Annotated in this window: 20 protein-coding genes and 1 tRNA gene; 11 read left to right on the top strand and 10 right to left on the bottom strand. The window is 67.2% G+C overall.

Annotated elements, in window-relative coordinates:
- Positions 1 to 335 precede the first annotated feature (335 nt).
- Complete coding sequence (locus EKM57_RS04940) at positions 336 to 1,265, bottom strand: MarR family winged helix-turn-helix transcriptional regulator (RefSeq protein WP_165357181.1); 930 nt, start codon at positions 1,263 to 1,265, stop codon at positions 336 to 338.
- 247 nt (positions 1,266 to 1,512) lie between these two features.
- On the opposite strand from EKM57_RS04940, the gene EKM57_RS21780 reads away from it, so the two are divergent.
- Genes EKM57_RS21780 through EKM57_RS04950 form a run of 3 tightly spaced genes read left to right on the top strand, consistent with a single transcriptional unit; the run spans position 1,513 to position 3,859 of the window.
- Entirely contained in the window at positions 1,513 to 1,668 is a 156-nt protein-coding gene (locus tag EKM57_RS21780) for a hypothetical protein (protein WP_165357182.1), read from the top strand.
- 21 nt (positions 1,669 to 1,689) lie between these two features.
- Positions 1,690 to 2,163: a DUF3237 domain-containing protein gene (locus EKM57_RS04945; protein WP_129791360.1), complete on the top strand. Its 474-nt coding sequence runs from the start codon at positions 1,690 to 1,692 to the stop codon at positions 2,161 to 2,163.
- A gap of 40 nt (positions 2,164 to 2,203) precedes the next feature.
- Complete coding sequence (locus EKM57_RS04950; protein ID WP_243450891.1) at positions 2,204 to 3,859, top strand: GMC family oxidoreductase; 1,656 nt, start codon at positions 2,204 to 2,206, stop codon at positions 3,857 to 3,859.
- 34 nt (positions 3,860 to 3,893) lie between these two features.
- Here EKM57_RS04950 and EKM57_RS04955 read toward each other — a convergent pair whose 3' ends face one another.
- The 4 genes from EKM57_RS04955 to EKM57_RS04970 form a co-directional block, all read right to left on the bottom strand.
- Positions 3,894 to 4,364 carry a DUF1579 domain-containing protein gene (locus tag EKM57_RS04955; protein ID WP_129791362.1) on the bottom strand — a complete coding sequence of 157 codons (471 nt, stop codon included), beginning with the start codon at positions 4,362 to 4,364 and terminating at the stop codon, positions 3,894 to 3,896.
- A complete protein-coding gene (locus tag EKM57_RS04960; protein ID WP_206185293.1) occupies positions 4,361 to 4,921 on the bottom strand; it encodes a DUF1579 domain-containing protein in 561 nt (186 codons plus the stop codon). Before EKM57_RS04960 ends, EKM57_RS04955 begins: the two co-directional genes overlap by 4 nt.
- A gap of 349 nt (positions 4,922 to 5,270) precedes the next feature.
- On the bottom strand, positions 5,271 to 5,654 hold the full coding sequence (locus tag EKM57_RS22125; RefSeq protein WP_206185294.1) for a hypothetical protein: 384 nt from the start codon (positions 5,652 to 5,654) through the stop codon (positions 5,271 to 5,273).
- Positions 5,655 to 5,805: 151 nt separating this feature from the next.
- Positions 5,806 to 6,687, bottom strand: coding sequence for a creatininase family protein (locus EKM57_RS04970; RefSeq protein ID WP_129791364.1), 882 nt, complete (start codon positions 6,685 to 6,687; stop codon positions 5,806 to 5,808).
- A 659-nt stretch (positions 6,688 to 7,346) separates the two neighbouring features.
- Here EKM57_RS04970 and EKM57_RS04975 point away from each other — a divergent pair.
- Positions 7,347 to 8,513 (top strand): hypothetical protein, encoded by a 1,167-nt coding sequence (locus tag EKM57_RS04975; RefSeq protein ID WP_165357183.1) that lies wholly within the window; start codon positions 7,347 to 7,349, stop codon positions 8,511 to 8,513.
- Between the two features lie 128 nt (positions 8,514 to 8,641).
- On the opposite strand, the gene EKM57_RS04980 is transcribed toward EKM57_RS04975, so the two are convergent.
- A complete protein-coding gene (locus tag EKM57_RS04980) occupies positions 8,642 to 9,142 on the bottom strand; it encodes a GNAT family N-acetyltransferase (protein WP_206185295.1) in 501 nt (166 codons plus the stop codon).
- Between the two features lie 304 nt (positions 9,143 to 9,446).
- A tRNA-Glu gene (locus tag EKM57_RS04985) sits at positions 9,447 to 9,522 on the bottom strand.
- Between the two features lie 346 nt (positions 9,523 to 9,868).
- Between EKM57_RS04985 and EKM57_RS04990 the strand changes: the two genes are divergently transcribed.
- Together EKM57_RS04990 and EKM57_RS04995 are read left to right on the top strand one after the other, a co-directional pair.
- Positions 9,869 to 10,621, top strand: coding sequence for a PP2C family serine/threonine-protein phosphatase (locus EKM57_RS04990; RefSeq protein ID WP_129791367.1), 753 nt, complete (start codon positions 9,869 to 9,871; stop codon positions 10,619 to 10,621).
- A gap of 4 nt (positions 10,622 to 10,625) precedes the next feature.
- Positions 10,626 to 12,668, top strand: coding sequence for a serine/threonine-protein kinase (locus EKM57_RS04995; RefSeq protein WP_129791368.1), 2,043 nt, complete (start codon positions 10,626 to 10,628; stop codon positions 12,666 to 12,668).
- 182 nt (positions 12,669 to 12,850) lie between these two features.
- Here the strand turns inward: EKM57_RS04995 and tagH are convergent, their stop codons facing one another.
- A complete protein-coding gene (gene tagH / locus EKM57_RS05000; protein ID WP_129791369.1) occupies positions 12,851 to 14,014 on the bottom strand; it encodes a type VI secretion system-associated FHA domain protein TagH in 1,164 nt (387 codons plus the stop codon).
- A gap of 266 nt (positions 14,015 to 14,280) precedes the next feature.
- Here tagH and EKM57_RS05005 point away from each other — a divergent pair, with 266 nt between their 5' ends.
- Positions 14,281 to 14,952 (top strand): OmpA family protein, encoded by a 672-nt coding sequence (locus EKM57_RS05005; protein ID WP_206185296.1) that lies wholly within the window; start codon positions 14,281 to 14,283, stop codon positions 14,950 to 14,952.
- 100 nt (positions 14,953 to 15,052) lie between these two features.
- Here the strand turns inward: EKM57_RS05005 and EKM57_RS05010 are convergent, their stop codons facing one another.
- The gene (locus EKM57_RS05010) at positions 15,053 to 16,000 is read right to left on the bottom strand and encodes a tetratricopeptide repeat protein (protein WP_165357184.1); all 948 of its coding nucleotides are present in this window, start codon (positions 15,998 to 16,000) and stop codon (positions 15,053 to 15,055) included.
- A 147-nt stretch (positions 16,001 to 16,147) separates the two neighbouring features.
- On the opposite strand from EKM57_RS05010, the gene EKM57_RS05015 reads away from it, so the two are divergent.
- From EKM57_RS05015 to EKM57_RS05030, 4 genes are all read left to right on the top strand, one after another.
- The gene (locus EKM57_RS05015; RefSeq protein WP_129791371.1) at positions 16,148 to 18,586 is read left to right on the top strand and encodes an NAD(P)-binding domain-containing protein; all 2,439 of its coding nucleotides are present in this window, start codon (positions 16,148 to 16,150) and stop codon (positions 18,584 to 18,586) included.
- Between the two features lie 82 nt (positions 18,587 to 18,668).
- The gene (locus EKM57_RS05020; RefSeq protein WP_243450892.1) at positions 18,669 to 19,514 is read left to right on the top strand and encodes a hypothetical protein; all 846 of its coding nucleotides are present in this window, start codon (positions 18,669 to 18,671) and stop codon (positions 19,512 to 19,514) included.
- 13 nt (positions 19,515 to 19,527) lie between these two features.
- The gene (locus tag EKM57_RS05025) at positions 19,528 to 21,399 is read left to right on the top strand and encodes a cytochrome c3 family protein (RefSeq protein WP_129791373.1); all 1,872 of its coding nucleotides are present in this window, start codon (positions 19,528 to 19,530) and stop codon (positions 21,397 to 21,399) included.
- 95 nt (positions 21,400 to 21,494) lie between these two features.
- Positions 21,495 to 22,352 (top strand): phosphodiesterase, encoded by an 858-nt coding sequence (locus EKM57_RS05030; protein WP_129791374.1) that lies wholly within the window; start codon positions 21,495 to 21,497, stop codon positions 22,350 to 22,352.
- A gap of 22 nt (positions 22,353 to 22,374) precedes the next feature.
- On the opposite strand, the gene EKM57_RS05035 is transcribed toward EKM57_RS05030, so the two are convergent.
- On the bottom strand, positions 22,375 to 24,318 hold the full coding sequence (locus EKM57_RS05035) for a TonB-dependent receptor (RefSeq protein WP_129791375.1): 1,944 nt from the start codon (positions 24,316 to 24,318) through the stop codon (positions 22,375 to 22,377).
- Positions 24,319 to 24,380: the final 62 nt, after the last annotated feature.

Genomic DNA, 24,380 nt, shown 5'->3' on the forward strand with positions numbered 1-24,380 from the left:
CGTTCTGCGCGAAGTGCGGTGTTTAGGCGGCCCTGAGTGCCGGCGCCGGACCCCACCACGGCTTCGGCGTCCGGGGCCGTGAATCGTCGGGCACCGGCCCCGCGAAAGCGGGTCCTTGCAATGTTGTCGGAGCGCTTCGGCGATTGACCAGATCCGCACTTCGCATGGCCGGAGCGATCCGTTGCATACGCCTTCCAGGCGATCGGTCATTCGCCTCGCCGCCGGTCCGCGGCTTGGGCAATACGGCGGCGGCCATTCCACTCTCCCATCGCGGCGAGGCTCTAGCGGCCTCCTCTCAATCGTCCGACGTCGTTGTATCCGCACGGCGGATACAGTCAAGGCGCGGCCATGACGCCGGGGAAGCGGAGGCGATGGCTGTGGTCGCGGACGATCGCCTGCAGCTGGCGGACGAGCCATCGTGTCCGGGCGGCGGGCTCCCCCCTGAAGATGAGCCGCTCCGAACGATCCACGAGGGGCTGGGCCTTGAGCAGGATGGATCGGCCTTGGTCCGTAATGGCGTAGATCCGCTCGCGCTTGTCCTGCGCCGAGCGGGTGCCGGCGATCAGCCCGCGCGACACCAGACCCCGTATGATGACGGCGCAGGTTGACGGGTCGAGCCCGAACAGGCGCGCGAATGCCGCCTGGGTGATCGCCTCTCGGGCCGAGACGATGTAGAGCAGGGAGAATTGCCGGAGCGTCAGGTTGAGCCCCGGCGTGCAGGCGACGAACTGGGCCTGGAAGAGTTGCAGGGCGCGACGGCACAGGAAGCTCAGCGATGTGTCCAGAATGCCGACGGCGGGATGGCAGGCAGGTACCCACAAGGGCGCGGGGCTCATGGGGTTCGAACCCAGCTTGTGCAGTAGGGTGACGGCGCGCGGCAACGCGTCCGCGTCGAGGGGCCGCGCCAGCTGGCGCTGCAAGTCCGCGAATTGCCGCTCGATGCGCGCGATCTGCGATTGGCCCGTCGGCGTCAGGGAGACGAGGGCGCGGCGGCGATCTTCGCGGCACGGGCCGCGCTCCACCCATCCACGGGCGTTCAGGTTTTCGATGATGTAAGCCGTGGTCGATTTGTCGACCCCGGCGCAGCGGGCGAGCTTGATCTGGGGGCTGGGCCCGAGCACCCCGAGCAGCATGAGGAGTTCGGCTTGGGCGAGCGTCTCCCCACCGTCCAGGCTGCCGTAGATCGCGGTGCAGATTTGGTCGATGCGTGCCAGCAGGAAGCCGGGCCTGGCCAGGAAGCGCGACATGATCGCTTCGTCTGACACGGCCGACCTCGTTCGATCGGAGACCCGGAATTCGGCCTGGGGTGCGGCGTGGTGCATGTCCGTCCTTTCGCGTCCCGCAACTTGACCAGAACGATGCGAAAGGCAACTCGGGGCCCGCGGTCCGAGGCTCGGGGGCGCGGCTTGCGATGAGGGGACTTCTCGCCTAGCCCGCGCCAGCCGAGAGGGGCGGTGCCGGTGCGCCGGAAGTAGGCCGACGCGACGGAGAAGCCCATGAATGCTCGGGATTATGAAGACTATATCGCCTGCTTCAACCGGGCCCGACTTCATCGCCGGGCGGCTCATGAAGGGGGAGACGATCAGGATCGAGAGTCTCGGCTATTACTATCTCGAGGAGGGGAAGATCGCCCGGATCCTGGGTGCGCGCTTCAAGACCCTAGATTGACCAACCTTGCCGGAGCAGCCCATGTTTGACCCACTCGCCGTCTCCCTCGAGCATGTCTTCGACATCCGCGTCGAATTCAACGACGAGCGATGCACGTTCGGTCCGCTTCCGGGCGGCCACAGCCAGGGCTACACGCCGACGACCGGCGGCGCCATCTCGGGACCCCGGCTGTCGGGACGGGTCGTCCCGAACAGCGGCGCGGACTTCGCCACCGTGCGTCCCGATGGTGTGATCGAGATCAACTCGCATTACCTCCTCGAGACCGACGACGGGACGAAGATCTATATTCGCAACAACGGCTATCTGGTTCGTGCGCCGGCCGGCAGCGGGCGGATCTCGCACGGGACGCCGCAGCCCGATTATTTCCGCTTCACGCCTACCTTCAGGGTGCCGCAGGGGCCGCATGACTGGCTGGCGCGCTCGGTGCTGCTGGGCGCGGGCGAGCGGCGCTCTAATCCGGATCACTCGATCTTTCGCTATTATCTGGTCGGCTGAGGCGCGCCGGGGGCAGGATTTCAGGAGAGGAGTCGATCGGGTGCCTGAACGTCACGACCCTGAGCGTTACGACTATGTCATCGTCGGCGCCGGATCCGCCGGCTGCGTCCTCGCCAACCGTCTCACCGAGGATCCCGATACGACGGTGCTGCTGCTCGAGGCGGGCGGCCGCGACCGCCAATTCTTCTACCGCCTGGCGCTCGGCTTCCACAGTTGGCGCTATCCCGAGACCAATTGGGGCTATGTGACGGAGCCCGAGCCGCATCTCGGCGGGCGCCGGATTCCGATCCCGCGCGGCCGGGTGCTCGGCGGCTCGTCCACGGTCAACGGCATGCTCTACTCGCGCGGTCACCCTCGCGACTACGACCATTGGCGCCAGATGGGCTGCGAGGGCTGGGGTTTCGCCGACGTCCTCCCATATTTCCGGCGCTCCGAGACCAATTGGCGGGGTGAGAATCTCTGGCATGGCGGCGACGGGCCCTTGCAGGTGAGCCGGATCGACACGCGAAAGCTCCTGCACGAGCCCTACATGGAGGCGGCGCAGCGGCTCGGCTATCCGATCACCGACGACCATCATGGCGCCTTTCCCGAGGGGTTCGGGGGCGGGGACACCACGACCACGCGCCGCGGCCGCCGCTCCAGCGCAGCCCAGGCCTATCTGCATCCGGTCACGAGCCGCCCGAATCTCACCGTCCGCACGGGCGCACTGACCACCCGCATCCAGATCGAGAATGCGCGCGCCGTGGGCGTGGAATATCGCCGCGGCGGAACGGCCGAGACGGTCCGCGCCGAGCGCGAGGTGCTGCTCGCGGGCGGCGTCTACAATTCGCCGCAGCTGCTGATGCTCTCCGGCATCGGGCCCGCCGATCATCTGCGCGAGCTCGGCATCAAGCCGCTGTTCGACCTTCCGGGGGTCGGCGCCAACCTCTCGGAGCATGCCGCCTTCTGGGTGGAATATGCGACGCGCGAGCCGATCTCGCTGCTGAACGAGTTGCGGGTCGACCGGCTTGCGCTCTCGCTGGTCCGCTGGGCGCTGTTCGGAACGGGCGTCCTCGCCAGCCAGTGCAACTCCTGCCACGCCGAGATCCGCTCGCGCCCCGGCCTGGAGCAGCCCGACCTCCAATTCTACTTCAATCCGGTACGGGCGGATGCGAAGCCCTGGTTTCCTGGAATCGGCAGGCGGCAGGAGCATCTGGTCACGGCGGTCGGCTGCCTGCTGCAACCGGCCAGCCGCGGGTGGATGAAGCTGCGCTCCGCCGATCCCGCCGATCCGCCGCGGATCACGCTCAACCTCATGGCCGACCGGCGCGACGTCGACGCCCTGATCCGGGGGGTGAGGATCGCCCGTGACGTGTACCGCACCGAGCCGATGGCAAGCCTGGTCGACCGCGAGGTCCGCCCCGGTGCGGCGATCGAGACCGACGAGGAGATCGAGAATTTCCTTCGGAAAACGATCGCGACGTCGCACCACTCGGTCGGGACCTGCGCAATGGGAATCGGTTCGCACTCGGTGGTCGACCCGAAGCTGAAGGTCCACGGTATCGAGGGCCTTCGGGTGTGCGACGCGTCGATCATGCCCACCGTGCCGGGCGGCAACACGAACGCGCCGACGATCATGGTCGGGGAGAAGGCGGCCGACCTGGTTCGCGGCCGTTCGCTGCCGCGCGACGACTTGGACCTGCAGGCGGCCGCCTGAGCCTCAGGTCAGGCGGGAAGACGTTCCGGCGCGATCACGCCGTCCGTTCGAACGCCATGATCCAGTTGGTCTCCCAGGTTTCTCCGCCGTCGCCTGAAAATGCCTGCTCCCAGCGCGCGCTGTTCGAATCGATCTCCGACCAGATGAAGCGGACCTTGATCGGGCGGCCGCCAAGCTGGTCATCGGCATGGAAGGTGCCCACGCCATCGACGAATCGCCCGCTGACCGGCGGCTCGAGCGACGGGTAGCGGGGATCGATCCACCAGATCCACCAGAGCCCCGTGTCGGGATCGGTGCGGCGGAAGGTCGCGGCATGATACGGCCCGGCCGGATCGTTCAGGAAATGGTCGTCGACATTGCCGGCCCCGCCAAGCAGCTCCCACGCGCTGCAGGTGCCGTCGAATTCGACCCAGTCGGTTGCTCCGACGAGCCGACCCGACAGCTTTCGGTGACGCACCCGCCAGGTTCCGGTCTGGAAGGCGAAGGCGTTGCCGGCGTCGCTCACGTCCGCGCCTCCCGAACGAAGTCCATCGTCCAGTTCGTCTCCCATGAGGCTCCTGCGTCGTCGGAAAAGGCTTGGCTCCACCGCGCCTGCTCTGGCCCCAGATCCTCGTAGGTGAAGCGGACCCTTATCGGCCGCCCCTCATGCTCGTCCTCGTTGTAGAAGCGTCCGACTTTTCCTTCGAACCGGCCGACGACCGGCTTGTCCAGCCCCGCGCGTCGCCCGTCCACCCAGTAGATGGACCAGTTTCGGTCGCGGGGGCTGAACACCCTGATCGACGTCGCGAGATAGCGGCCCGACGGGTCGTCGAGGACATTCTCGTCGATATTGCCGAGGCCGCCCATGAACGGCCTGACGTCGAGCGTTCCGGTGAACTCCAGCCACTGCAACGAACCCACGAGACGATCCTTGAGTTTCCGGTGCCGTACGCGCCAGGAGCCGTGAAGGAAGTCGAATCCGTCCGCGCCGGCCGGCCTGGGCGGGCGGCTCATGGATGCGGCTCCGCCGGGAATGGCGAGCCCTGCAAGCGCGGCCGCGGCCAGCAACTGGCGGCGTGACAATTCGAATGCTCCATGGTCCAACACATAGGATCTCCCCGACTGTTGGACCCGCTATGAAGGATGGTAGCTGACAATCCGTGTCAGCTATTCCTGGCCGGACTCTTTTCTTGGGCTCGAGCGAATGCGCGTCGAGGAGGATGGAGTCGGGGTTAGCCGCCCCGCGTTGGCGCCGAAATCGGCCGCGTGCATGGACGTCATGGCCGCGGGCGACGAGGGCCCTGGGCACGGCGCGCTGCGGCGGCAGATTCCCGGCCCCGTTCCAATGGGGGATCAGAATGCGCACGGATTCGTGGTCGATCGCGTTGATGCGCGCAGAGCGCCTGGCGCGCGATCCATGCCTCGCGGCATGTCAAAAGCAGCGGATTCCGATGATCCGCCCGGTCCGGCTGTCGTAGAAGATGTTGAGCCGGTCGGGGTTGAAATCCTCGGTGATCGGATCCCGATCGGAAGCGAGGCGATAGTCGCGGCGCTCGCGCGGATCCGGCGCGGCGGATCGCGGTTCGCCGATGAGATGGCCGAAAGCCGCGGCGCCGCACGTATCCGGCTGGGCCTGCAGGCCGGTCCTCGCCGGATCGACCGGTCGCGATTCCCCGCTGGCGCAGGCCATGGGCAGGACGGCGGCGAGCGCCCATGCGGCCCGGCCCGGCCCGCCAGAGTGACGGACCGGCCGCCGGTGCAGGCCCGTGTCCGGGCTCGAGCGGACGAGAGGCTTGCCGGCGTTCGCGTGGGTCATGAGCTGATGGCTTTCCTGATGGGCTTGGCGGCCATGCCGATACCCGGACGGCGCCGACCCGCTGGACCCGCAACGGGAATGGGAGGGGTGCCGCTGCCGAGCGGTGAGCAGCGGGCAGGGAAGGGTGGGCAATGGGCGCGCCGATCCGCGGTCATGGACGAGGTGTCGATCCCCGGCCGGCGCGGGATTCCGTTAGCGCCCTTGTCAGCGCCTCGACGATGGCCTCGTGGCGCTCGCGGCCCCGCCTGGCGTCGGCGCGGGCGGGGTCGCCGACATAGCCGTCCGGCGTGATACGCCGGGCCTCCTCGCCGCCGGTCCGCCAGCGGGCGAGCCTTTCCGGATCGAGTTCGGCCGGCGGCAGCCGACGCGCAATGTCGGTCCGGACCGTCTCCGGCCGGATCGCCAGCATTGCCGAGGTCTCGTCCTCGCCGGCGTGGAGGTCGGGGAAGGCTGGGCTTTTCGTCGGCAGCTCCACCCGCACGATGGTTGGTCCGGTCAGTCCGAGACGGTCCGCAAGCACCGTCGGAGCGAGGAAGCGGACCCGCAAACCGGCCGCGTCAGCCCGCCGCACCGCCTCGGATATGGTCCGGACATGGGCGGCGTCCCAATGGCCTGTGAGGCAATAGACCTCGCGGAAGCCGGCCGCCTCGAGGCTGGCGAACACGTCCTCCATCAACCCGGCCATGATCTCGGGGCGGATGTTGATCGACCCGGGAAAGGCGCCGGTGACGTGATTGACGCCCCAGAAATAGGGCGGAAGCGTCACGCTCTCGATGCCCTGCTGGCGCAGGCGGCCCGCGACGCCCGCCAGTTGTGCCTGCGGGATGTAGACATCGGTGGCCAGGGGAAGGTGCGGTCCGTGCTGCTCGAGCGCGCCGAGCGCCCACAGCACGACCGCGCCGCGCTGCGCGGCGGCCGACAGCTCGACATGGCTGAGTTCGCCGGCCGTCCCGGCGAACAGGGCCGCTGCCGGCTCCGAAGGCGCCGGACTGGCCAGGGCGACCGTTGCAGCGAGAAGGGCGTGGAACGACATCGGCTTACTCCTGACAGAGCGGCATGGCGCCGTCTTGAACCTATCGGCCAGCCGGGACGGGTCGGCTCGGGACGGATGAGCTGACGAGCGGCCTTCGAAACAGCGTCAGGCGGAGGCTGGCTTCGGCTCGCGGGCCGGGCTCCCGCAACACAGCGGTGGCACCTAGCGCGACAAGCGCGACCACCTCAAGACGCCCAAGGCGCGTGCGGTAACTTTGATCAAGGGCATGGGGGGCCGGCCGGACCCGTGCCGCCCTGCCGGACGCACGGTAATCTTTCCGCCCTGCCTGTCCCGATTCGGCTCAGTCTTGCCCGCCCGCCCAGATTTCCTCGGCCAGGTTGCGCAAGTATCGATCGTTTCACGTCGCGTACCCCATGTCGGGGATGCGATACCGTAAAAGCCGCACTAAGATTTTGTTAACGATCCGGGCACCCGCTCTTCGCGCTGCGCCTCATCCACGCGCGAGCGTCGTACGGGAAGCTTGGATCGGATCGTCGCCGGGGGCCTGGGCGACGATGAACTATCTGCAGGCCAAGAATGCCAGCCGGTCGAGTGGCAGCTCGGGCGGGTGGTTCAAGGGATGCTCGAGCAAGCGCCCTGCGACCGCGGCGCGTCAACGCCTCGGCCGTTCAGCTTGCCATATGAGGGAAGGCACAAAGATGAAGCGCAGCATTTACACAACCGTATCCGCACTTGCCCTGTTCTCGGCCGCTCCGGCGCTGGCCCAGAATAACGGCTCTTCCGTCAACCAGGACGGCACCGCCAACGAGGCGGTCGTCGGCCAGTCCGGCTCTGGCGCCTCCTCGGAGGTGAACCAACTCGGCACCAACAATCTCGCCACTGTCAGCCAGAGCGGCTCCGGCGCCAGCGCGACGATCAATCAGGGCGGCGAGCCCAATGCCGGCGAGCAGACGCGCTTCGGCATGTCGGGCATCTATGAGAGCAGCGGCGCCGAAGCGACCGTGACGCAGGCCTCGGCCGCCGTTGCGACCGTCGATCAGATCGCGGTCGACGGCGGCGCTACCCGCGAGGTGGAGGCCATCGTCAGTCAGGACGGAAATGCCGGCGGGTCGACCGCCGCAATCCGGCAGCGCCTCAGCGGCTCGGCCGATGCGACGATCGAGCAGAGCGGCGGCGACAACCAGTCGACCATCCTGCAATATCAGGGCAATCACTCCGCCCTCAACCTGCAGAGCGGGGAAGCGAATCAGTCGACGATCGACCAGGGCGGTTCGAACACGTCGGCCACCGTCATTCAGTCGGGTGACCGCGGCCGTTCGAACGTCTTCATCTTCGGCAATAATGACGGCGTCTATGTCGAGCAGCTGGGCGAGGACAATGTGTCCGATGTCGGCCAGTACGGCACCTCGAACGGCACGGCCAACGTCTACCAGGCCGGCGCCCGCAACACCTCGAATGTCGCTCAGGGCGAACAGAGCTATGCCGAAGTCGACCAGCTCGGCACCGACGGGACATCGGGAATCAGCCAGCAGTATGGCGACACGGCCCGGGTGACCCAGACGGCCGACTCGGATAATGCCAGCTCGAGCATCACCCAGACCGGCGGGTGGTTCTTCCACGACAATGAAGCCACCGTCACGCAAGGCGGCATCGGCGTCCAGTCCACCATCCTGCAGGACGGATCGGGCATGAGCGCGACCGTCACGCAGGAAGGCGTGGGTTCGATCTCCGACATCGCCCAGACCGGCAGCGGTCACAGCGCGACGGTGAGCCAGTATTCGGACGGCAACGTCTCCGACGTCATGCAGTCTGGAACCGGCAACAGCGCCACCGTGACGCAGGGCACTGCCCCGATCGGAACCTGATCGCGCTGATCATCGACGGCCGGCGTCTTCGGACGCCGGCCGTTTCGATTTGCGGTCGCGACCGTTCTTCTGGCCCGCCCTGCTCATTGAGAACTCACTTCCACGCCAGATGCGTCGAGCTTGGCTGCCTAATCCGCGGCGTTCACGTAGCGATGCATGACGTGCAATCCCACGAGACCGTCCGTGGGGTGGTCGAAGGCCTCGGGAACGGTGCCGACGACCGAGAAGCCGAGGTCCTTCCAGAGACGGACTGCGGCGCTGTTGACCTCGACAACGGCATTGAACTGCATCGCGAGGAAGCCTTCTTCGCGAGCCCACGAAAGCGCGTACTGGCCGAGCGCACGGCCTACGCCGCGGCCGCGTGCATGCTCGGCCACCATGAAGCTCGCAGTCGCCACATGGGAGCCCGGGCCACCCCTGTTGCGCCCCATCTTCGCCGAGCCGACGATGCGTTGCCCCTGATCGACCGCAACTACCGTCCGGCCGGGTGGCGTTTCGATCCACAATTCTCGCGCTTGCTGTTCGTTCAGATCCCGGTCGTAGGGAAAGGTCTCGCCGGCAGCGGCAATCTCCCGGATGATCGGCCAGAGCTCCGGCCAATCCGATCCGTCGGCTCTTCTGATGCTCACATTCAACGGCGTTCGCTTCATACGCTCGGCTCCATCTTTCGAGCGAGGGTCCATGCGGCCGCGCGCAATCAACACTGCCTATCGGCCCTGAGTGCTTGGCAGCTTCCAAGCTCCGCTATTCGGCCTTTGAACAGCGGGATTGGGCGCAAACCGGCCATAACCGCGGAGACACGAGGTTGAACAGGAAATTCCCGGGGACCCGGCCAGCGCCCACAAAAGCGCAGAGGTTCCGTGAGCCAATCGTGGAAGCTCAGAGGGCCCACTCACGCAAGATACGCGGTATCAGGTGCTTCTGGCTTGGAAATGGTGACCCCTACGGGACTCGAACCCGTGTTTTCGCCGTGAGAGGGCGACGTCCTAGACCGCTAGACGAAGGGGCCGCAATAAGCTGCGGAAGGGCGCATATGGGGGTATCGCCACCGCTGTCAAGCGAGGCGCACGAGGAAGGGCCGCTCCCTGGGATCAGCTTTACCTTCGGCTCGGCTCACGCGGTCCGCTTGTCGACCGCGTACCGGCGCCGGCGGCCCCGTCCCGGCCCGCAAGCCCGAGAAAAGCCGGGCGACCGTCCGTCGAACGGCACGCGCCGAAGGAAGAGCCGCTTTATCGCCGCGCGAAGCTGTGCTTAGATGCCGTGGTTCTGACAGGGGGGAAGCGCATGACGGGTTCGAACAATCAGTCGCGCGTCTGTTGCGCTCCTGTCGGCCGGCCGTGAACGAGGCGCCTCGCATGGAGTTCGCGCCATTCCGCATCGAGAGCTGGGCCAGGACGCACGAAGGCCGCGTCCGGGACCATAATGAGGACAGCTACTGCGCCGATGAGCGTCAGGGGCTCTGGGCGGTTGCCGACGGGATGGGCGGCCATGAGGGCGGTGACTGGGCCTCGGCCAAGCTGGTCGAGAAGATTGCCGCTGTCGAGCTTCCCAACGACCTGGAACAGGCGCGCGCGGTGGTCGTCGAAGCGATCGAAGCGGCCAATCGCGCCATCCTTGCCGAGGCCCGCCGGCGCGGCAAGCAGATGGGCTCGACCGTCGTCGTCCTGCTCGTCCAGGATCAGCATTATGCCATCCTCTGGGTCGGCGACAGCCGCGCCTATCTCCTGCGCGACGGCGATCTCGTTCAGCTGAGCCGCGACCATACCCAGGTGCAGGAAATGGTCGATCGAGGGATCCTGCGGCCCGAGGATGCGGTCAACCACCCGATGGGGCACGTCCTTTCCCGTGCGATCGGCGTGCGTGAGGAGATGGCGATCGATCAGGCGACGGGCGAAGTCCGGCCAGGCGACATCTTCCTGCTCTGCAGCGACGGGCTGCACGGCTATGTCGACGAGAAGGAAATTGCCCGGCTGCTTGCGCGCCGCTCGCCCGAAGCGGCCTCCGAAGAGCTGGTCGAGGTGACGCTGGCCAACGGCGCTCCGGACAATGTCACCGTGGTCGCGGTCTGGGCGAGCGACCCGACCTTATTGTCATTCCCCGGGAAGTGAGAGCATGAGCGACGACAAGGACAGGAAGCCTCCGGAGGAAGGCGAGGAGCGGACGGTGTTCATGCCGGCCGGAGACGCCGGTGGCGCCCAGCCGACCCCGCCGCCGGCCGGCGAGGGTGCCCCGGCCGAACCCGCGGTGCCGGAGCCGGAGCCGGCGCCGCCGCCGGAGCCGGCAGCGGGCGCGGCGCCCGCCGGGGACCAGGCTCCGCCCGCAGCTTCGGCGTCCGGCGCCGGCACCGCTGCTGCAGCCGCCTTCCAGCCGCGCGAGGCAGCCAGGCCGATCAAGGTCGGCGACGTGCTCAACCACATCTTCGAGGTGAAGCGTTTCCTCGCCCGGGGAGGCATGGGCGAGGTGTTCGAAGGCTGCAACGTCAACACCGACGAGCGAGTCGCGATCAAGGTGATGCTGCCGGCCATGGCCGCCGACGAGAAGGTCGTCGCCATGTTCCGCAAGGAGGCGCGCACCCTCACCAAACTGCAGCACGAGGCCCTGGTCCAGTATCGGGTGCTGGCCCAGGAACCGCAGCTCGGCGTCCTCTACATCGTCACGGAGTTCATCGAAGGGGTCGAGCTGGGCGAGATGCTCGGCAAGGTTGAACGGACGCCTGAGGAGCTGGCGGGCTTGCTCGGCCGGCTCGCCTCGGGTCTCGCCGCCGCCCATCGGCTCGGCGCGATCCACCGCGACATGTCGCCGGACAACGTCCTGCTTCCCGGCGGTGACGTTCACCAGGCGAAGATCATCGATTTCGGCATCGCCAAGGATCTGGACGCGAGTTCGGCGACGATCGTCGGCGACGGGTTCGCCGGCAAGCTGAACTATGTCGCTCCCGAGCAGCTCGGCGATTATGGCCGCGAAGTCGGACCATGGACGGACGTCTACAGCCTCGCTCTGGTCATCCTCGCCGTCGCCCAGGGCAAGAATGTCGACATGAGCGGATCGCTCGTCGACGCGATCGACAAGCGGCGCAAGGGCCCGGATCTTTCGGCGGTACCGTCGAACCTGCGCGGCCTCTTGACGGACATGCTTCGCCCCGATCCCAAGGAGCGTGTTCGTTCGATGGACGAGGTTCTGGCGCGGCTCGGCGGAGCGCCCGCCCCGCCGCCGGCGGAAAGCGCCGGCGCCGCGACCGGCCAGCCGCCGCTCCAGGGCGGCGGACCGCCCAAGGCCCTGCTGGTCGTCGGCGTGCTCGCGGTGCTGCTCATCGTCGCGGCCGGAATCTGGTACTTGTTCCGGGACGTCGCGGGCACCGGGCCGGCGGACACCAACCAGGTGGCCGGGGAGGGGGGTGAGGTCGTCGCCGGGGATCCGGTCGAGACGGCCCGCGGCGCGATCAACTCGGTGCTGCCCTCGGTCAATTGCACCTGGCTCGACATAGGCGGGATCGAATCCGGCGCGAACGGACTCCAAATCGCGTTGCGCGGCGTCGCGGGCGACGATGCGGCGGCGCAGCGGGAGATTGCGCAAGCCCTTTCGGGCGCGGGGATCGACGATTCTCGGCTCGATTTCGGCAATGTCGCGCCGATCACGCCGGCGGGATGCGCCGCGCTCGACACCTACCGGCAGGTGCGGCAGTCGTCCGACTATCGCCTTTCGGTCGCCGAGCCGCGCTTCGAGATGATGATGCAGCCGCCCGGCACGCCTTATGCCGGCAGGCCGGCCGCCAATGCGGTGGTCGACTTCAATTTCGGCGAGGCGGATCTCGACTTCGCGATCCTGGCGATCGAACCTTCCGGCGCGATCACCAACCTGGTGCCGGACCGGGCGAGCTTCCGGGAGGCCATGGCGGCCCCCGGCAGCCCGATCGTCGACCAGGGCAATGGCCGGTACCGCCTGAACATCGATCTCGATCATCAGGGCTGGTCGGGCATCATCCTGGTGTCCGGGCAAGGCCCGTTCGAGAGCGATCTCGTGGCGCCGCCGTTCGGCTCCAGGGGCCCGGACTGGCAGCAGCGCTTTCTCAGTGCAGCCGCCGAGGGCAATTGGCGGGTCGAGATGGCCTGGTTCGAATCGGTCGACCGCGTTTCCGGCGACAGCAGGCCTCGATAGAGCCGCATCGGATCAACCGCTGGAGCACCGTTCGTCATGCCAGCGAAGTCTGGCATCCAAGCGGACCTGGTGCCCGGAAAACGAGGCCGAATCGACTCCAGCATTCGCTGGGATGACGGGCAATAACAGTGAATGTCCGGGGAGAGGGCCGGGTGAGGGGGACCGGCAGCCCCGCTTCCGCCTTAGAGCCCCTTCGACTTCGGCTCCTCGAAACCCTCGCGCAGCTGGCGTTCGTAGGCCTTGCGGAATTCCTTGGCGAAGACCTCCATGAAGGCCTCGTCCGACTCGTTCTTCACCTTCACATATTCGCGCTCGTAATTGCGCCACAGCGCCGCGTCCTGCAGCGCCGGCATGATCCGCGCCAGCAGGCCGGCTTTCTCCGCGCGGCGGCGGATGGCGCCCGGCGAGAAGCGGTCGAGCGTCGCGCGCAGCGCACCCGGAATCGCCCGCAGGGTCGCCATCTGGTGTGACTGCAGGTCGAGAAAGGCGTCCTCGACCGCACGGTCGGCATCCATGAACCCGGGTTCGGGCGGACTCAGCAGCCTCGCCAGGGCCTGGTCGGGCGATCGGGCGAACTTGATCGGATTGTTGCCCTCGAGCTGCAGGCCGGTCGCTTCGGCGCCCATCTGCGCCTTCGCCCGCGCGCGCGCCTCGACCATCACGACCATGCCGGCGGCAAGGCGCTTGAGCAGGGATCCGGCGCGGCTCACCAAGTCGGGCGAGCGGGGCACCGCACTCTCTCCGAGTGCCAGGGTCGCGACGAAGGCGTCGATCAGCTCGGCTGCGGTCTGCGCCTCGCCCGCCGCTGCCGCGGCTGTTGCCGCCTCCTCCTTCGAGCCGAGGCCGCCACGCGCCCAATCGACCTTGTTGATGTCGGCAAGCGAGTCCCACATCACGGTCACATTTTCCGGCGGCTGGTCCTCCGCCTCCCCGACGGGGACGTCGGCGCCGGCCGGCTGGATCACGGTGCGCTCCGGCACAGGCTCCCGCGCCGGCTCGGGCACGAGCGGCGGCGGAGCAAGCGGGGCCGCTGCGGCGACCGAGGCGACCAGCTCATATTTGCCGATCCGGATCACGTCTCCCTCGGCAATCCGATGCTCGCCGGCCAGCCGTTCGGCGGCGCCGTTCAGGAACGTGCCGTTGGTGCTGGTATCCTTGAGGACATAGTGATCGCCGTCGCGGCGCAGCTCGACGTGGCGCGACGAGATGACGTTGCTCGGATCGGGCAGGTTCCAGTCGCAATTCTTGGACCTGCCGATCACCGCGCTGTCGCCCTCCACGGTGAAGCGGGGCGTCACGCCTTCGGGCGCGATCTCGGCATTGCGAATGGTCAGCGTCAAACTCATGCGGCCTGGCACCTCGTTGCTGCTGTCATCGCCGCTGCGCGGGAAGCGGCGGCAGCGGAAAGGCGGCAGATCCTCTGCGCTCCCTTCCCCCCGGGCCGGAAACTAGCAGGGTGACAAGGGCCCGACAACGTCGAGATGGCCGTTCGCCGCAGCGCCAGCCCCGTGCTGCCGCTCGCATTCCGTCGCCTTGCCGCCTGCTTGCGCATGGGCTAATGTTCCCCGCTCATCGACACCCGTGCACGGATCGTCGACGATCAGGAGGCATTATGCGCAAGCTTGGTATGGCCCTGTTGGCCGGCACCCTGGTGGCCGTTCCCTATGCGGCCTTCTCCCAGGATAGCGGCCCTTCCACCGCGGACGAGTTCGCCTGTGCGCTCGCCGGAGACTGCGGCGACGAGGCCGATGTCGAGACCGAAGATGGCGATCCGACGGCGCAGCCCGCCGGCCAGCCGCGCGTATCGGCGACGCGGGGATTCTCGCTGTCGACCACCCGCCCGGCGACCAGCCGCCCCAAGGCGCAGGCCCCGGCGACGCGGCCGAACCGTCGGCAGACCGCCTCGCGTCCGGCGCAGCGGCCCACGCGACCGGCGACTCAGCAGCAGGGGCGGGTGGATCTACGCCTGTCCTTCCGTCCAGGCTCGGCCGAGCTGTCCGCGGCCGATCTGGCCCAGGTCCAGGCCTTCGCCGAGGCGCTGAAGCGGCCGCAACTCGCCACTGTCCGGGTCCGCATCGAAGGGCATACCGATTCCTCGGGAGGCCGGGCGATCAACGAGGCGCTGTCGCAGCGCCGCGCTCAGGCCGTGGCCGACTTCCTGGCCGGCCAGGGGATCGACCCGACCCGGCTCGAAGTCCGTGGCTTTGCCTATGATCGCCCGTTGCCCGGTCTTCCCGCATCGGCGAGTGCGAATCGTCGCGTCGAGGCCGTGCGCATCAGCTGAAGCTCCGGGCGCTCCGCCTTATCCGATTTGTCGAGCCAAAAACCTCGGTTCGTCAGATTCATGCAGGCTGTTTTTGCAATGCGATGAGAGCGGCTTTCGCTCAGCCTGCGGGTACGCCCAGTTGCTGGGCGGCGGTGCGCAGCCGCTGCTGGGTCGCCGAATCGTCCTGAAAGGCGGAGAGGCCGGATTCCAGTGCCTCGCGGGCGGCACCAGGATCTTCCAGCACCATGCGTGACCGCATCAGGCGGATCCAGCCCTCGGCGTCGCGCGGGTTCTGGCGAAGGCGGCTGGCGAGCCGGTCGACCATGCCCTGCACCATCGCGTCCTGCTGGCTCGGCGGGATCGTGCGGGCTGCCTCCATCTGCTCGCGGCTCGGGCCGGGTATCGCCGCGGTTGCGGTCGAAGTCGCCGGCTGGGGCGGTGGGGGCAGGCGGCCTTCTATGTCGATGCTGTTGCGCTCGGCGATCGCAGTGACTGCCTGACGTACTTGCGGCTCCCATACGGCGTCCGCCGGCGCATCCCGCAACAGCGCGATCAGCGCGTCCACAGCGGCCTGGTGCTCGCCCTCGAGATCGTCGAGCGTGGCGAGATAATAGCGTGCTTGGGCGTTACCGGGCTCGAGCTCGAGCGCGCGCCGGAACAGCTGCTCGGCTTCGGGCGGCGGCGTGTCGCCGCCCTGAAGGAGCAGGGCCTCGCCGACATGGGCCGGGTAGTCGGCATTGTCCGGCTCCAGCTCCATCGCCCGCCGGAAGGCCTGCTCGGCCTCCGCGAAGCGTTCGCTGCCGCGATACGCCATGCCGAGCAGGAACCAATTGCCGTGATTGTCAGGGTCGCGGCGAAGTTGCTCCTGCAGGCTGGCGACGACATCGTCGATCGTTCCGGGCGAGCCCGGATCGGCCGCGGCGGCATTCGCCTCGGGCTGGGCTTCGGCGGTGTCTCCCGAACGGAAGACGGCGATCCCGACCGCGGTGACGGCGAGCAGGCCGGCCGCGCCGAGTGCGAGCGTGGCGGACGAAAATCGCCGCCCTGGCGATGTGGTTTCAATCATTTGTCGGCGGATCATTACGGCAAAAATCACGACGTCAAGTCTGGCGTCCCCAAAAGAAGCTGCTAGGATGTCCGATGCCGGTGTGCGCCCGCGCCTTGGGGGTCGTGCGCCCTGCGCGCGGCGGGCGGATTTGGGGAGTGATCGGGAGTGGCGTCGGCCTTCAAGATTGCCGTGGTCGGTTCTGGGCCCGCCGGGCTCAGCGCCGCGGCGCGCGCCGCCCAGCTCGGCCTCAGTCACGTGCTGCTCGAGAAGACGGACCATCTGTCCGACACGATCTACAAATATCAGAAGGGCAAGCACGTCATGGCCACCCCGAGCCAGCTCGTGCTGCGCTCGGACATGGGCTTCGACGCCGGCAAGCGCGAAGTGATCCTCGGCACCTGGGACCGCCAGGCCGAAGAGCATAAGATCAACGTGAAGCTCAATGCCGAGGTGAAGCAGATCACCGGGCAGAAAGGCGACTTCACGCTCCTCCTGACCAGCGGCGAGGAGGTGAAGGCCGAATATGTGATCCTCGGCATCGGCACCCAGGGCAATCCGAACAAGATGCGCTGCGAGGGCGGCGACCTTCCGCATATCCAGTACCAGCTCGACGATCCCGGAGAATATGTCGACGAGCATATCGCGGTGATCGGATCGGGCGATGCCGGCATCGAGAATGCGCTCGGCCTTGCTGCCGATCCCGAGCAGGGCAATACCGTCTACATCCTCAATCGCAGCGCCGAATTCGCGCGCGCCAAGACGGCCAATGTCGACCTGCTGATGGAGGCGAAGGCAAGCGGCCGCATAAACGTGATGTGCGAGACCTCGCCCGTGAAGGTGCTGCCCGGCTGGCTGCATGTCGAAACGCGCGATGGCGAGCAGAAGATCAAATGCGATCGGATCATCGCCCGCATGGGATCGGCGCCGCCGCGCAAGTTCGTCGAGCAATGCGGGATCAAGTTCACCAGCGATGATCGCGACGCCTATCCGCAGCTCTCGCCCGAGTTCGAGACGACCGTTCCCGGCATCTATGTGATCGGCGCGCTCGCCGGCTATCCGCTGATCAAGCATTGCATGAACCAGGGCTATGACGTCATCGAGTTCATCAACGGCAACCGGGAGCTGAAGCCGGCCGACGAGCCGATCCTGGAAGAGAAGTTCAGCGTCCTGCCGGGACAGCGCAGCGTCACGGAATGGCTGGCTTTCCTGCGGCGCCGCGTGACCATCCTCAATGATCTGTCGATGCTGCAGATGCGCGAGTTCATGCTCGATTCCGAGCCGCGCGCCTACCGCGCCGGCGACGTGCTGTTCGAGCGCAACGATCCCGGCGCGTCGCTGTTCGCGATCGCCGACGGGTCGGTGCTGGTCGAAGTCGATCCGAACGACCCGTCCCGCACCGTCCCTATCCAGCAGGGATCGATCGTCGGCGAGGTCGGCCTCATTTCGGGCCGCAAGCGCGGCGCGACGGTGCGGACGGCGGAAGGCGCCATCGTCATCGAAATACCGCGCAGTGCGGCGTTGAAGCTGATGGCGACCAACGCCGCGGCGAAGCGGGAGATCACCCGCATCTCGACGGAGCGGCAGCTGCTTCAGATGTTCGGTTCGGTCTCCAGCGACGACCTGGCCGAGGTGCTGGCTTCGGCCGAGATCATGGAGATCCGCGCCGGCCAGGCGATCATCAACGAAGGCGAGGACGGCTACGACATCTTCGTCATCCGCCAGGGATCGATGGTCGTGGAGAAGAATATCGGCGGCAAGCCGGTCTTCCTCTCTTATCTGCCGGCAGGATCCTATGTCGGCGAGATGGCGCTGATCGACGGCGGGCGGCGTACCGCGACGGTGCGGGCGGCAATCAAGTCCGAGGTGATCAAGCTCGACGGCGAAGCGTTCCGCAACTTGCTCAGGCGCGAGCCGGAGCTGTTGAGCAAGTTCAGGAAGGACATGTCGTCGCGCCAGGAGCTGACCAGCTTCGTCGAGGCGCGCAAGGACAGTTTCGGCGGCGTCGTCGACATGTATTCCTCCGTCGCCGGGTTCCTGGTGGAGAACGGAATCGGCGAAGCCACCGACGTGTTGCTGATCGACGAGAAGCTTTGCATCGGCTGCGACAATTGCGAGCGTGCCTGCGCCGACGCCCATGAGGGCCTGTCGCGGCTCGATCGGGAGGCCGGCCGCACCTATGCCCACCTCCACGTGCCGACCAGCTGCCGCCATTGCGAGCATCCGCACTGCATGGCCGATTGCCCGCCCAATGCGCTGAACCGCGGGCCGGACGGCGAGGTCTATATCAACGACACCTGCATCGGCTGCGGCAATTGCCAGCGCAACTGCCCCTACGGCGTGATTCGCATGGCCAAGGTTCCGCCGAAGAAGCCCGGCCTGCTGCGCTGGCTGTTCTTCGGCAGCGGCCCGGGTCCGGGCGAAGCCGACAAGAAATGGACCGAGAAACGGGTCGGCGCGGAGACGCCCAAGAAGGCGATCAAGTGCGACATGTGCCTCGGCATAGACGGCGGTCCGGCCTGCGTCCGGGCCTGCCCTACCGGCGCGGCTATCCGCGTGTCGCCGGAAGAATTCCTGACAGTGGCGAGGATGGGTCAAACAGGCTAAGCTTCGTTTCGCAGTCGAAACACGTTCCAGAGCCAAAGGGGGGCCGAGCGGGGTGGCGAGCAGGGGGGTTGGACGGTCGGTCGTGGGTGAGGGAGTGGCTCATGAGAGCTTCCTCCGCTACCGGCGTTTCTATTGGCTGAAGGTCGCGCTCGGCATTTTCCTGCTGACGTGGCTTGTCTATCTCGTCGTCGACGTTCAGCCGCGCCATAATGGCGGCAGCTGGCTCGGCTACACGCTGGGTACCCTCGGTGCCGCTCTGATCGTGTGGCTGGCGATGCTCGGCATCCGCAAGCGCGCCATCACCCGCGGCCGATGGTCGCTGAAGGCCTGGACCTCGGCGCACGTCTATCTCGGTCTCGCCTTGATCGCGATCGGCTCGTTCCACACGGGTTTTCAGTTCGGCTGGAACGTCCATACCGCCGCCTATGTGCTGATGATGCTGGTCATCCTGTCCGGAATTTACGGCGTCTCGGTCTACAGCGTGCTGCCGCAGGGGCTCAGCGATGCTCGGTCCGAAATGACCGGGCCGCAGATGATCGATGCGGTCAACAGCCTCGACAAGCAGATCCAGGCCGCCGCCCAGCCGCTGTCGGACGCCGACAGCGAGGTGGTCCTGGGATCGCTCGGCGAGGACCCGTTCGGCGGCGGGGTGTGGCGTCGGCTGACCGGAAGCTATCCGCGTTGCGGAAACCGTCGGGCGCTGCAGGTGATGCGCGGCCGGCTCACCGAGGTGAGCGGCAGGCAGGCGGAAGCGATCGAGCAGGTTGTCGGTCTGCTCGAGCGCAAGGCGGCGGCACTGCAGCGGGTGCGGGGCTACGTCCAGCGGCGGGCCATGCTGGAGATCTGGCTGTTCGTGCACATCCCGCTGACGTTCGTGCTCATCGTCGCGCTCCTCGCGCATATCATCAGCGTCTTCTTCTACTGGTAGGGGGGTAGGGGGCATGGCGTTCGTTCTTCGGAACATCAGCTATACTGCCGAAGGTCGGCAGATCATCCGCAGCTCGCGGGTGCCGGACGACCTTCTCAAGATCGGGCGCGGTCCCGAAAGCGACGTTGTTCTCAACGATCTCGCCGTAGCGCTCCACCACGCGACGCTGGAGCAGGTCTCCTCGTCGCGCCTCGGTGTCTCGGCCGAGGCCGGGCTCACCGTCGACCTCGACGGCAGCGTCACCCAGTTCGGCCAGCTCGATCTCGCCACCGGCGGCACGATCAAGATCGGGCCGTTCCGCCTGCGCGTCCTGCCGCAGGAAATGGGTTCGGAAGACATCGCGATCGATGTGGAGCGGCCGCAGGACGACGAGGCCGAGGAAGAGAAATTCGACACGCGCCGCTTCGCCCTCGCCTCGGTCATGCCGGGCAAGAGGCCGATCGCCTGGGCCGGCATGGTCCTCGTGCTCGGCCTGTTCCTGGCCTGGCCCATCTGGGCCTATTACAGCCAGGAACGGGGTCAGCCGCAGATCGCCCAGGGCTTCCACGGCGATCGTTTGTGGCTCAGCGGAAGCCTTTCGGAAGGCCATGCCGCGCTCGCCAATAATTGCACCGCCTGCCACGTCGAGGCCTTCGAATCGGTGCGGGATGAATCCTGCACGGCCTGCCACACCGCAATCCACGACCATGCCGATCCGCGCCGCCTCGCCCAGGCGACTCCGGACCTGCCCTTCTTCCGGCGCGCACAGATGCGCATCCAGGAGGCGTTCGGGCAGACGCCGGGGCGCTGCGTCGACTGCCATACCGAGCATGAGGGGCCGCAGGAAATACCGGCGACGCCGCAGCAATTCTGCTCCGACTGCCACGCCGATCTGGACGCGCGCCTGCCCGATACCGGCCTTGGCGATGCGAGCGATTTCGAGCAGCTTCACCCCGAATTCCAGCCATTGGTGCTGGTGCGCTGGGACGGCGACCAGCCGCGGCTGCAGCGCGTGTCGCTCGATCGGCGGCCGCGCGAGGCCAGCAACCTCAAATTCCCGCACGCCTTGCATCTCGACCAGACCGGCGGGGTCGCCCAGATGGCGCGACGCCTCGCGCCGAGCCATGGCTTCGGGCAGCAGCTCGAGTGCGCCGACTGCCACGTGCCGACGCCGGACGGCGTTCGCTTCCAGCCGCCCAGCATGGAGGGCGATTGCGGCATGTGCCACAGCCTCGCCTTCGAACTGGTCGACGGGACCGTCCGCACGCTTCGCCATGGTGAACCGCAGCAGGTCGTTGCCGACATCCGCGCCTTCTATCGCACCGGGTTGCGGCCGCGGCCGGCCTCCCTCGGCAGCGTCGAGCGCAGCCGGCCCGGCGACGTGAATCAGCTTCGAACGACCGCCCAGGCTTCGCGGGCGCAAGCCGGGACGAGCCTGCGCGCCGAGCAGATGGTGCGCGCCGTCTTCTCCGAAGGCGGCGCCTGCTTCGACTGCCACGAGGTACAGGCACCGGCATCTGGCTCGGGCGCGTTCGGAATCCGGCCGGTCGCCTTCCCGACCCGCTACATGCTGCACGGCTGGTTCGACCATAAGGCTCACCAGGTGGTGCAGCGTCCGGGGCAGCGTCAGCTTGAAGGTTCGGCCGCCTGCCTCAGCTGCCATCGCGCCGATGCGTCGTCCGATTCCGGCGACCTGCTGTTGCCGAACATGGCAAGCTGTCGCGACTGCCATGGTGGCGAAACGAGCAGCCTCCCGGTCGAATCGACCTGCGCCATGTGCCACGATTACCATATGGACGAAGGCGTCCCGGCTCAGCTGCTTCGGCAGCAGGTGCGGGGCCGTCGCTGGACCACCACGGTGATTCCGGTACAGTCGCAACAGGCGGCTGGGGGACGAAGCCGATAGCGGGAGACGATAAACGGATTTGAAGCGTCGAAGCGTCACGCTCGCCACGGCCAGGCGAGCGTTGCGCCCGGTCGAATCAGGTCAGGAACAAACGCATGCTCATTGCGCAGATCACCGACATCCACCTGGGCTTCGACCGCTCCAACCCGGACGAGTTCAACCGCCAGCGCCTCGACGCGACCCTCGCGGCCTTGAGGGGTTTGTCGACGCGGCCGGACCTGCTGCTGGTCACCGGCGACATCGTCAATGACGGCGACGATATCGAATCCTATCACCGTTACCGCGACGCGATGGCGGGCATGCCGATCCCGTCATTCCCGCTGATGGGCAATCACGACAGCCGTGAACCCTTTCTCGAGCTGTTTCCCGAAACTCCGAGCGTGGATGGTTTCATCCAATATGCGATCGACGACCACTCCCTGCGGATACTGGTCCTCGATACGCTCGAAGTCGGGCGCCACGGCGGCGGCTTTTGCGAAACGCGCGCGTCCTGGCTGCGCGAGCGGCTCGACGAGGCGCCGGATCGGCCGACCCTGATCGCGCTCCATCATCCGCCGATCGCGACCGGAATCGACTGGCTGACCGAGGATCCAGATGCCGACTGGGTGGAGCGGCTTCGCGGCATCGTCGAGGGGCGCGGCAACATCGTCGCCATGGTCGCCGGGCATGTCCATCGCCCGATCGTGACCAGTTGGGCTGGAACGCCCCTGGTCGTTTGCTCGTCCACGGCGCCGCAGCTCGCGCTCGATTTGAGCCCGATCGATCCCGAGACGCCGGACGACCGGGCGATGATCGTCGCCGAGCCGCCTGGCTATGCGCTTCATCTGTGGGACGGGCGACACCTCACGACCCACTTCGACACCGCCCAGGATCATGAGGTCCTCGCCCGCTACACGCCCAACCTCCAGCCCTTGGTGAGGATGCTGAGCCAGGAGAAGCAGCAGCGCCACTGAACGAAGGGCGCCGCAGAATCGATCAGAAGTCCGCCGACAGCTGGAAGCTGATCCGGCGCGCATCCCTCAGAAAGAAGCTGTTGCTTCCGGCCACCTGCAGCAAGTGTTCGCCCGTGACGTTCTGGAGGCTGACCCGTGCGGCCATCGGCACCTCTCCGACGGCGAAGCGGTAACGTGCGCCGACGTCCAGCGTCGTAACGGCCGGTACCCGAAGCTGTTTGCCGCCGAGCTCCGCATAGGTTCGGGTGCTTGCAACGACATCGCCCGTGTGGATGGCGGCCAACTGCATCGACAAGCCTTCGATCAGAGGGATGGCATAATCGAGGTCGAGGCGCGCATTGACGGGCGTCGAGTTTAACGGCCTCGGTCCGGTCTGGCCGAGCGTCACGGCGGGCCCGAGCACCTGGGGATCGTAGTAGATGAGCCCCGCCACGGCGCGCAGCCCCGTCACCGGCTGTGTCACCACCGAGAGCTCGACGCCGCGATTGCGCCGTTCTCCGAGCCGCCGGTAGATATTGGCCTCGTCGGTCGCGAAATAGGGACGTCGCGCTTCGAAGACTCCGGCCACGATACGCGTGTCGCCGAACGTCAGCCTCACGCCTGCGTCCCATTGTTCGGTTCGCGAAGCGGGCGGTGCATCGTCGCGATTGACTGCGCTTTGCGGCGGCGCGGGCGTCTCTTCCAGGCCGATCGTTCGGCCGCCATATATCGTCATCCACTCGATCGGCTGTACGGCCACCGAGGCGCTGTAGATCAGTTCCCGATCCCTGGTCTCGCCGGTCGTGCCGTCACGTTCGACGGTCTGGCGATAGTCCGTCGACTGGACTCCCAGATTGAGCTCCGCGAAGCGGCGCCAGCGGCCGATATAGGACAGACCCGCCGACCATTGGGTGACCGAATTGAGCGTGGTCGGCTGGAACTCGAACTGCGGCTCGGGCGCCGGATTGGGCACCCCGATCCGGGCCGGCCCGAGTAGGGCCGACCCGCCCCCGCCGCCTTCGGCCTTCTTGTCCCGGCCGCGCAGCGACATTTCGAACTGATGCGCGAAATCCTCGCTCCTGGGCGACCAGGCCAGACGCGCTTCGCCCGACGTCCAGCGGGCGGGCAGTACGGGTTCCGAGATCATGACGTTGCTCGCGGTTCCGTCCCGCTGCACGTCGAGGAAGAGGTCGATGAAGGTGCGGTGGCGTGTCGAGCGCGCCTCGAATGCGGCGATGCTCAAGCGCCAGTCGCGAGCGAGGTCGAAACGGCCGATCGCGCCGTAATTATGCGTGCGCTGCAGGCGGTCGGCCCAGCTCTGTCCCTTGAAACGGCCGGGCTCGAAACTTGGCGGCAGGAACGGTCCGGCCGTCACCATGAGCGATCCGCTGGCGCCGCGATACTCGTCATAGGTCCAGAATGCGGTCAGCGTACCGCCCTCGAATCGCAGCCGCGGGATGACTCCGAGAGTCAGGTCGGTGGTCGATCGTCCGTCCGAATATTCATTGTTGGAATAGCCCGCCCCGACCGCGGAGCTTAGCGTCCCGCGGACGAGAGGAACCTGGGCATCGACTTCGACATAGGCGCCGCCATAGCCCGGACGGCCGGCGACGACGCTGGCAACGAATTCATCACCCGCCGGGCGAAGGCCATAGTCGACGATCCCCGACGGCGCCGGAAACGGATAAGCCAGCGCACCCAGGCCGACGCGGATCGTCGATCCGGTGACCAGCCGCGATGTCAGCCCCGCCGTCAACGTGTCGACATACATGCCTTCGATGCGACGATTGCCGGCGGTGATCGGGCTGAACCCGCGGACATTGTCCGTGGCATAGACTCCGATCCGCTCGGCGCCGACGCTCACGCCGAAGGCGTCGGACGCCGCCGTTACGGCATTCTCGCCGACTCGTTGCCCATGAGCCGGGACGGCCACGAATGCGCAGATGTGCGCGGCCATGATGCCGCAAGTCCGATAAGCATTGTCCATTGGATCCTCGCCTGCTGCCGGCGCCGCGAAGCGCCCCTCGTTGCAGCGAGATGATGGTGGGC

Origin of the sequence: Sphingosinicella sp. CPCC 101087 (assembly GCF_004151485.1) — a bacterium.
Lineage (GTDB): Bacteria > Pseudomonadota > Alphaproteobacteria > Sphingomonadales > Sphingomonadaceae > Allosphingosinicella.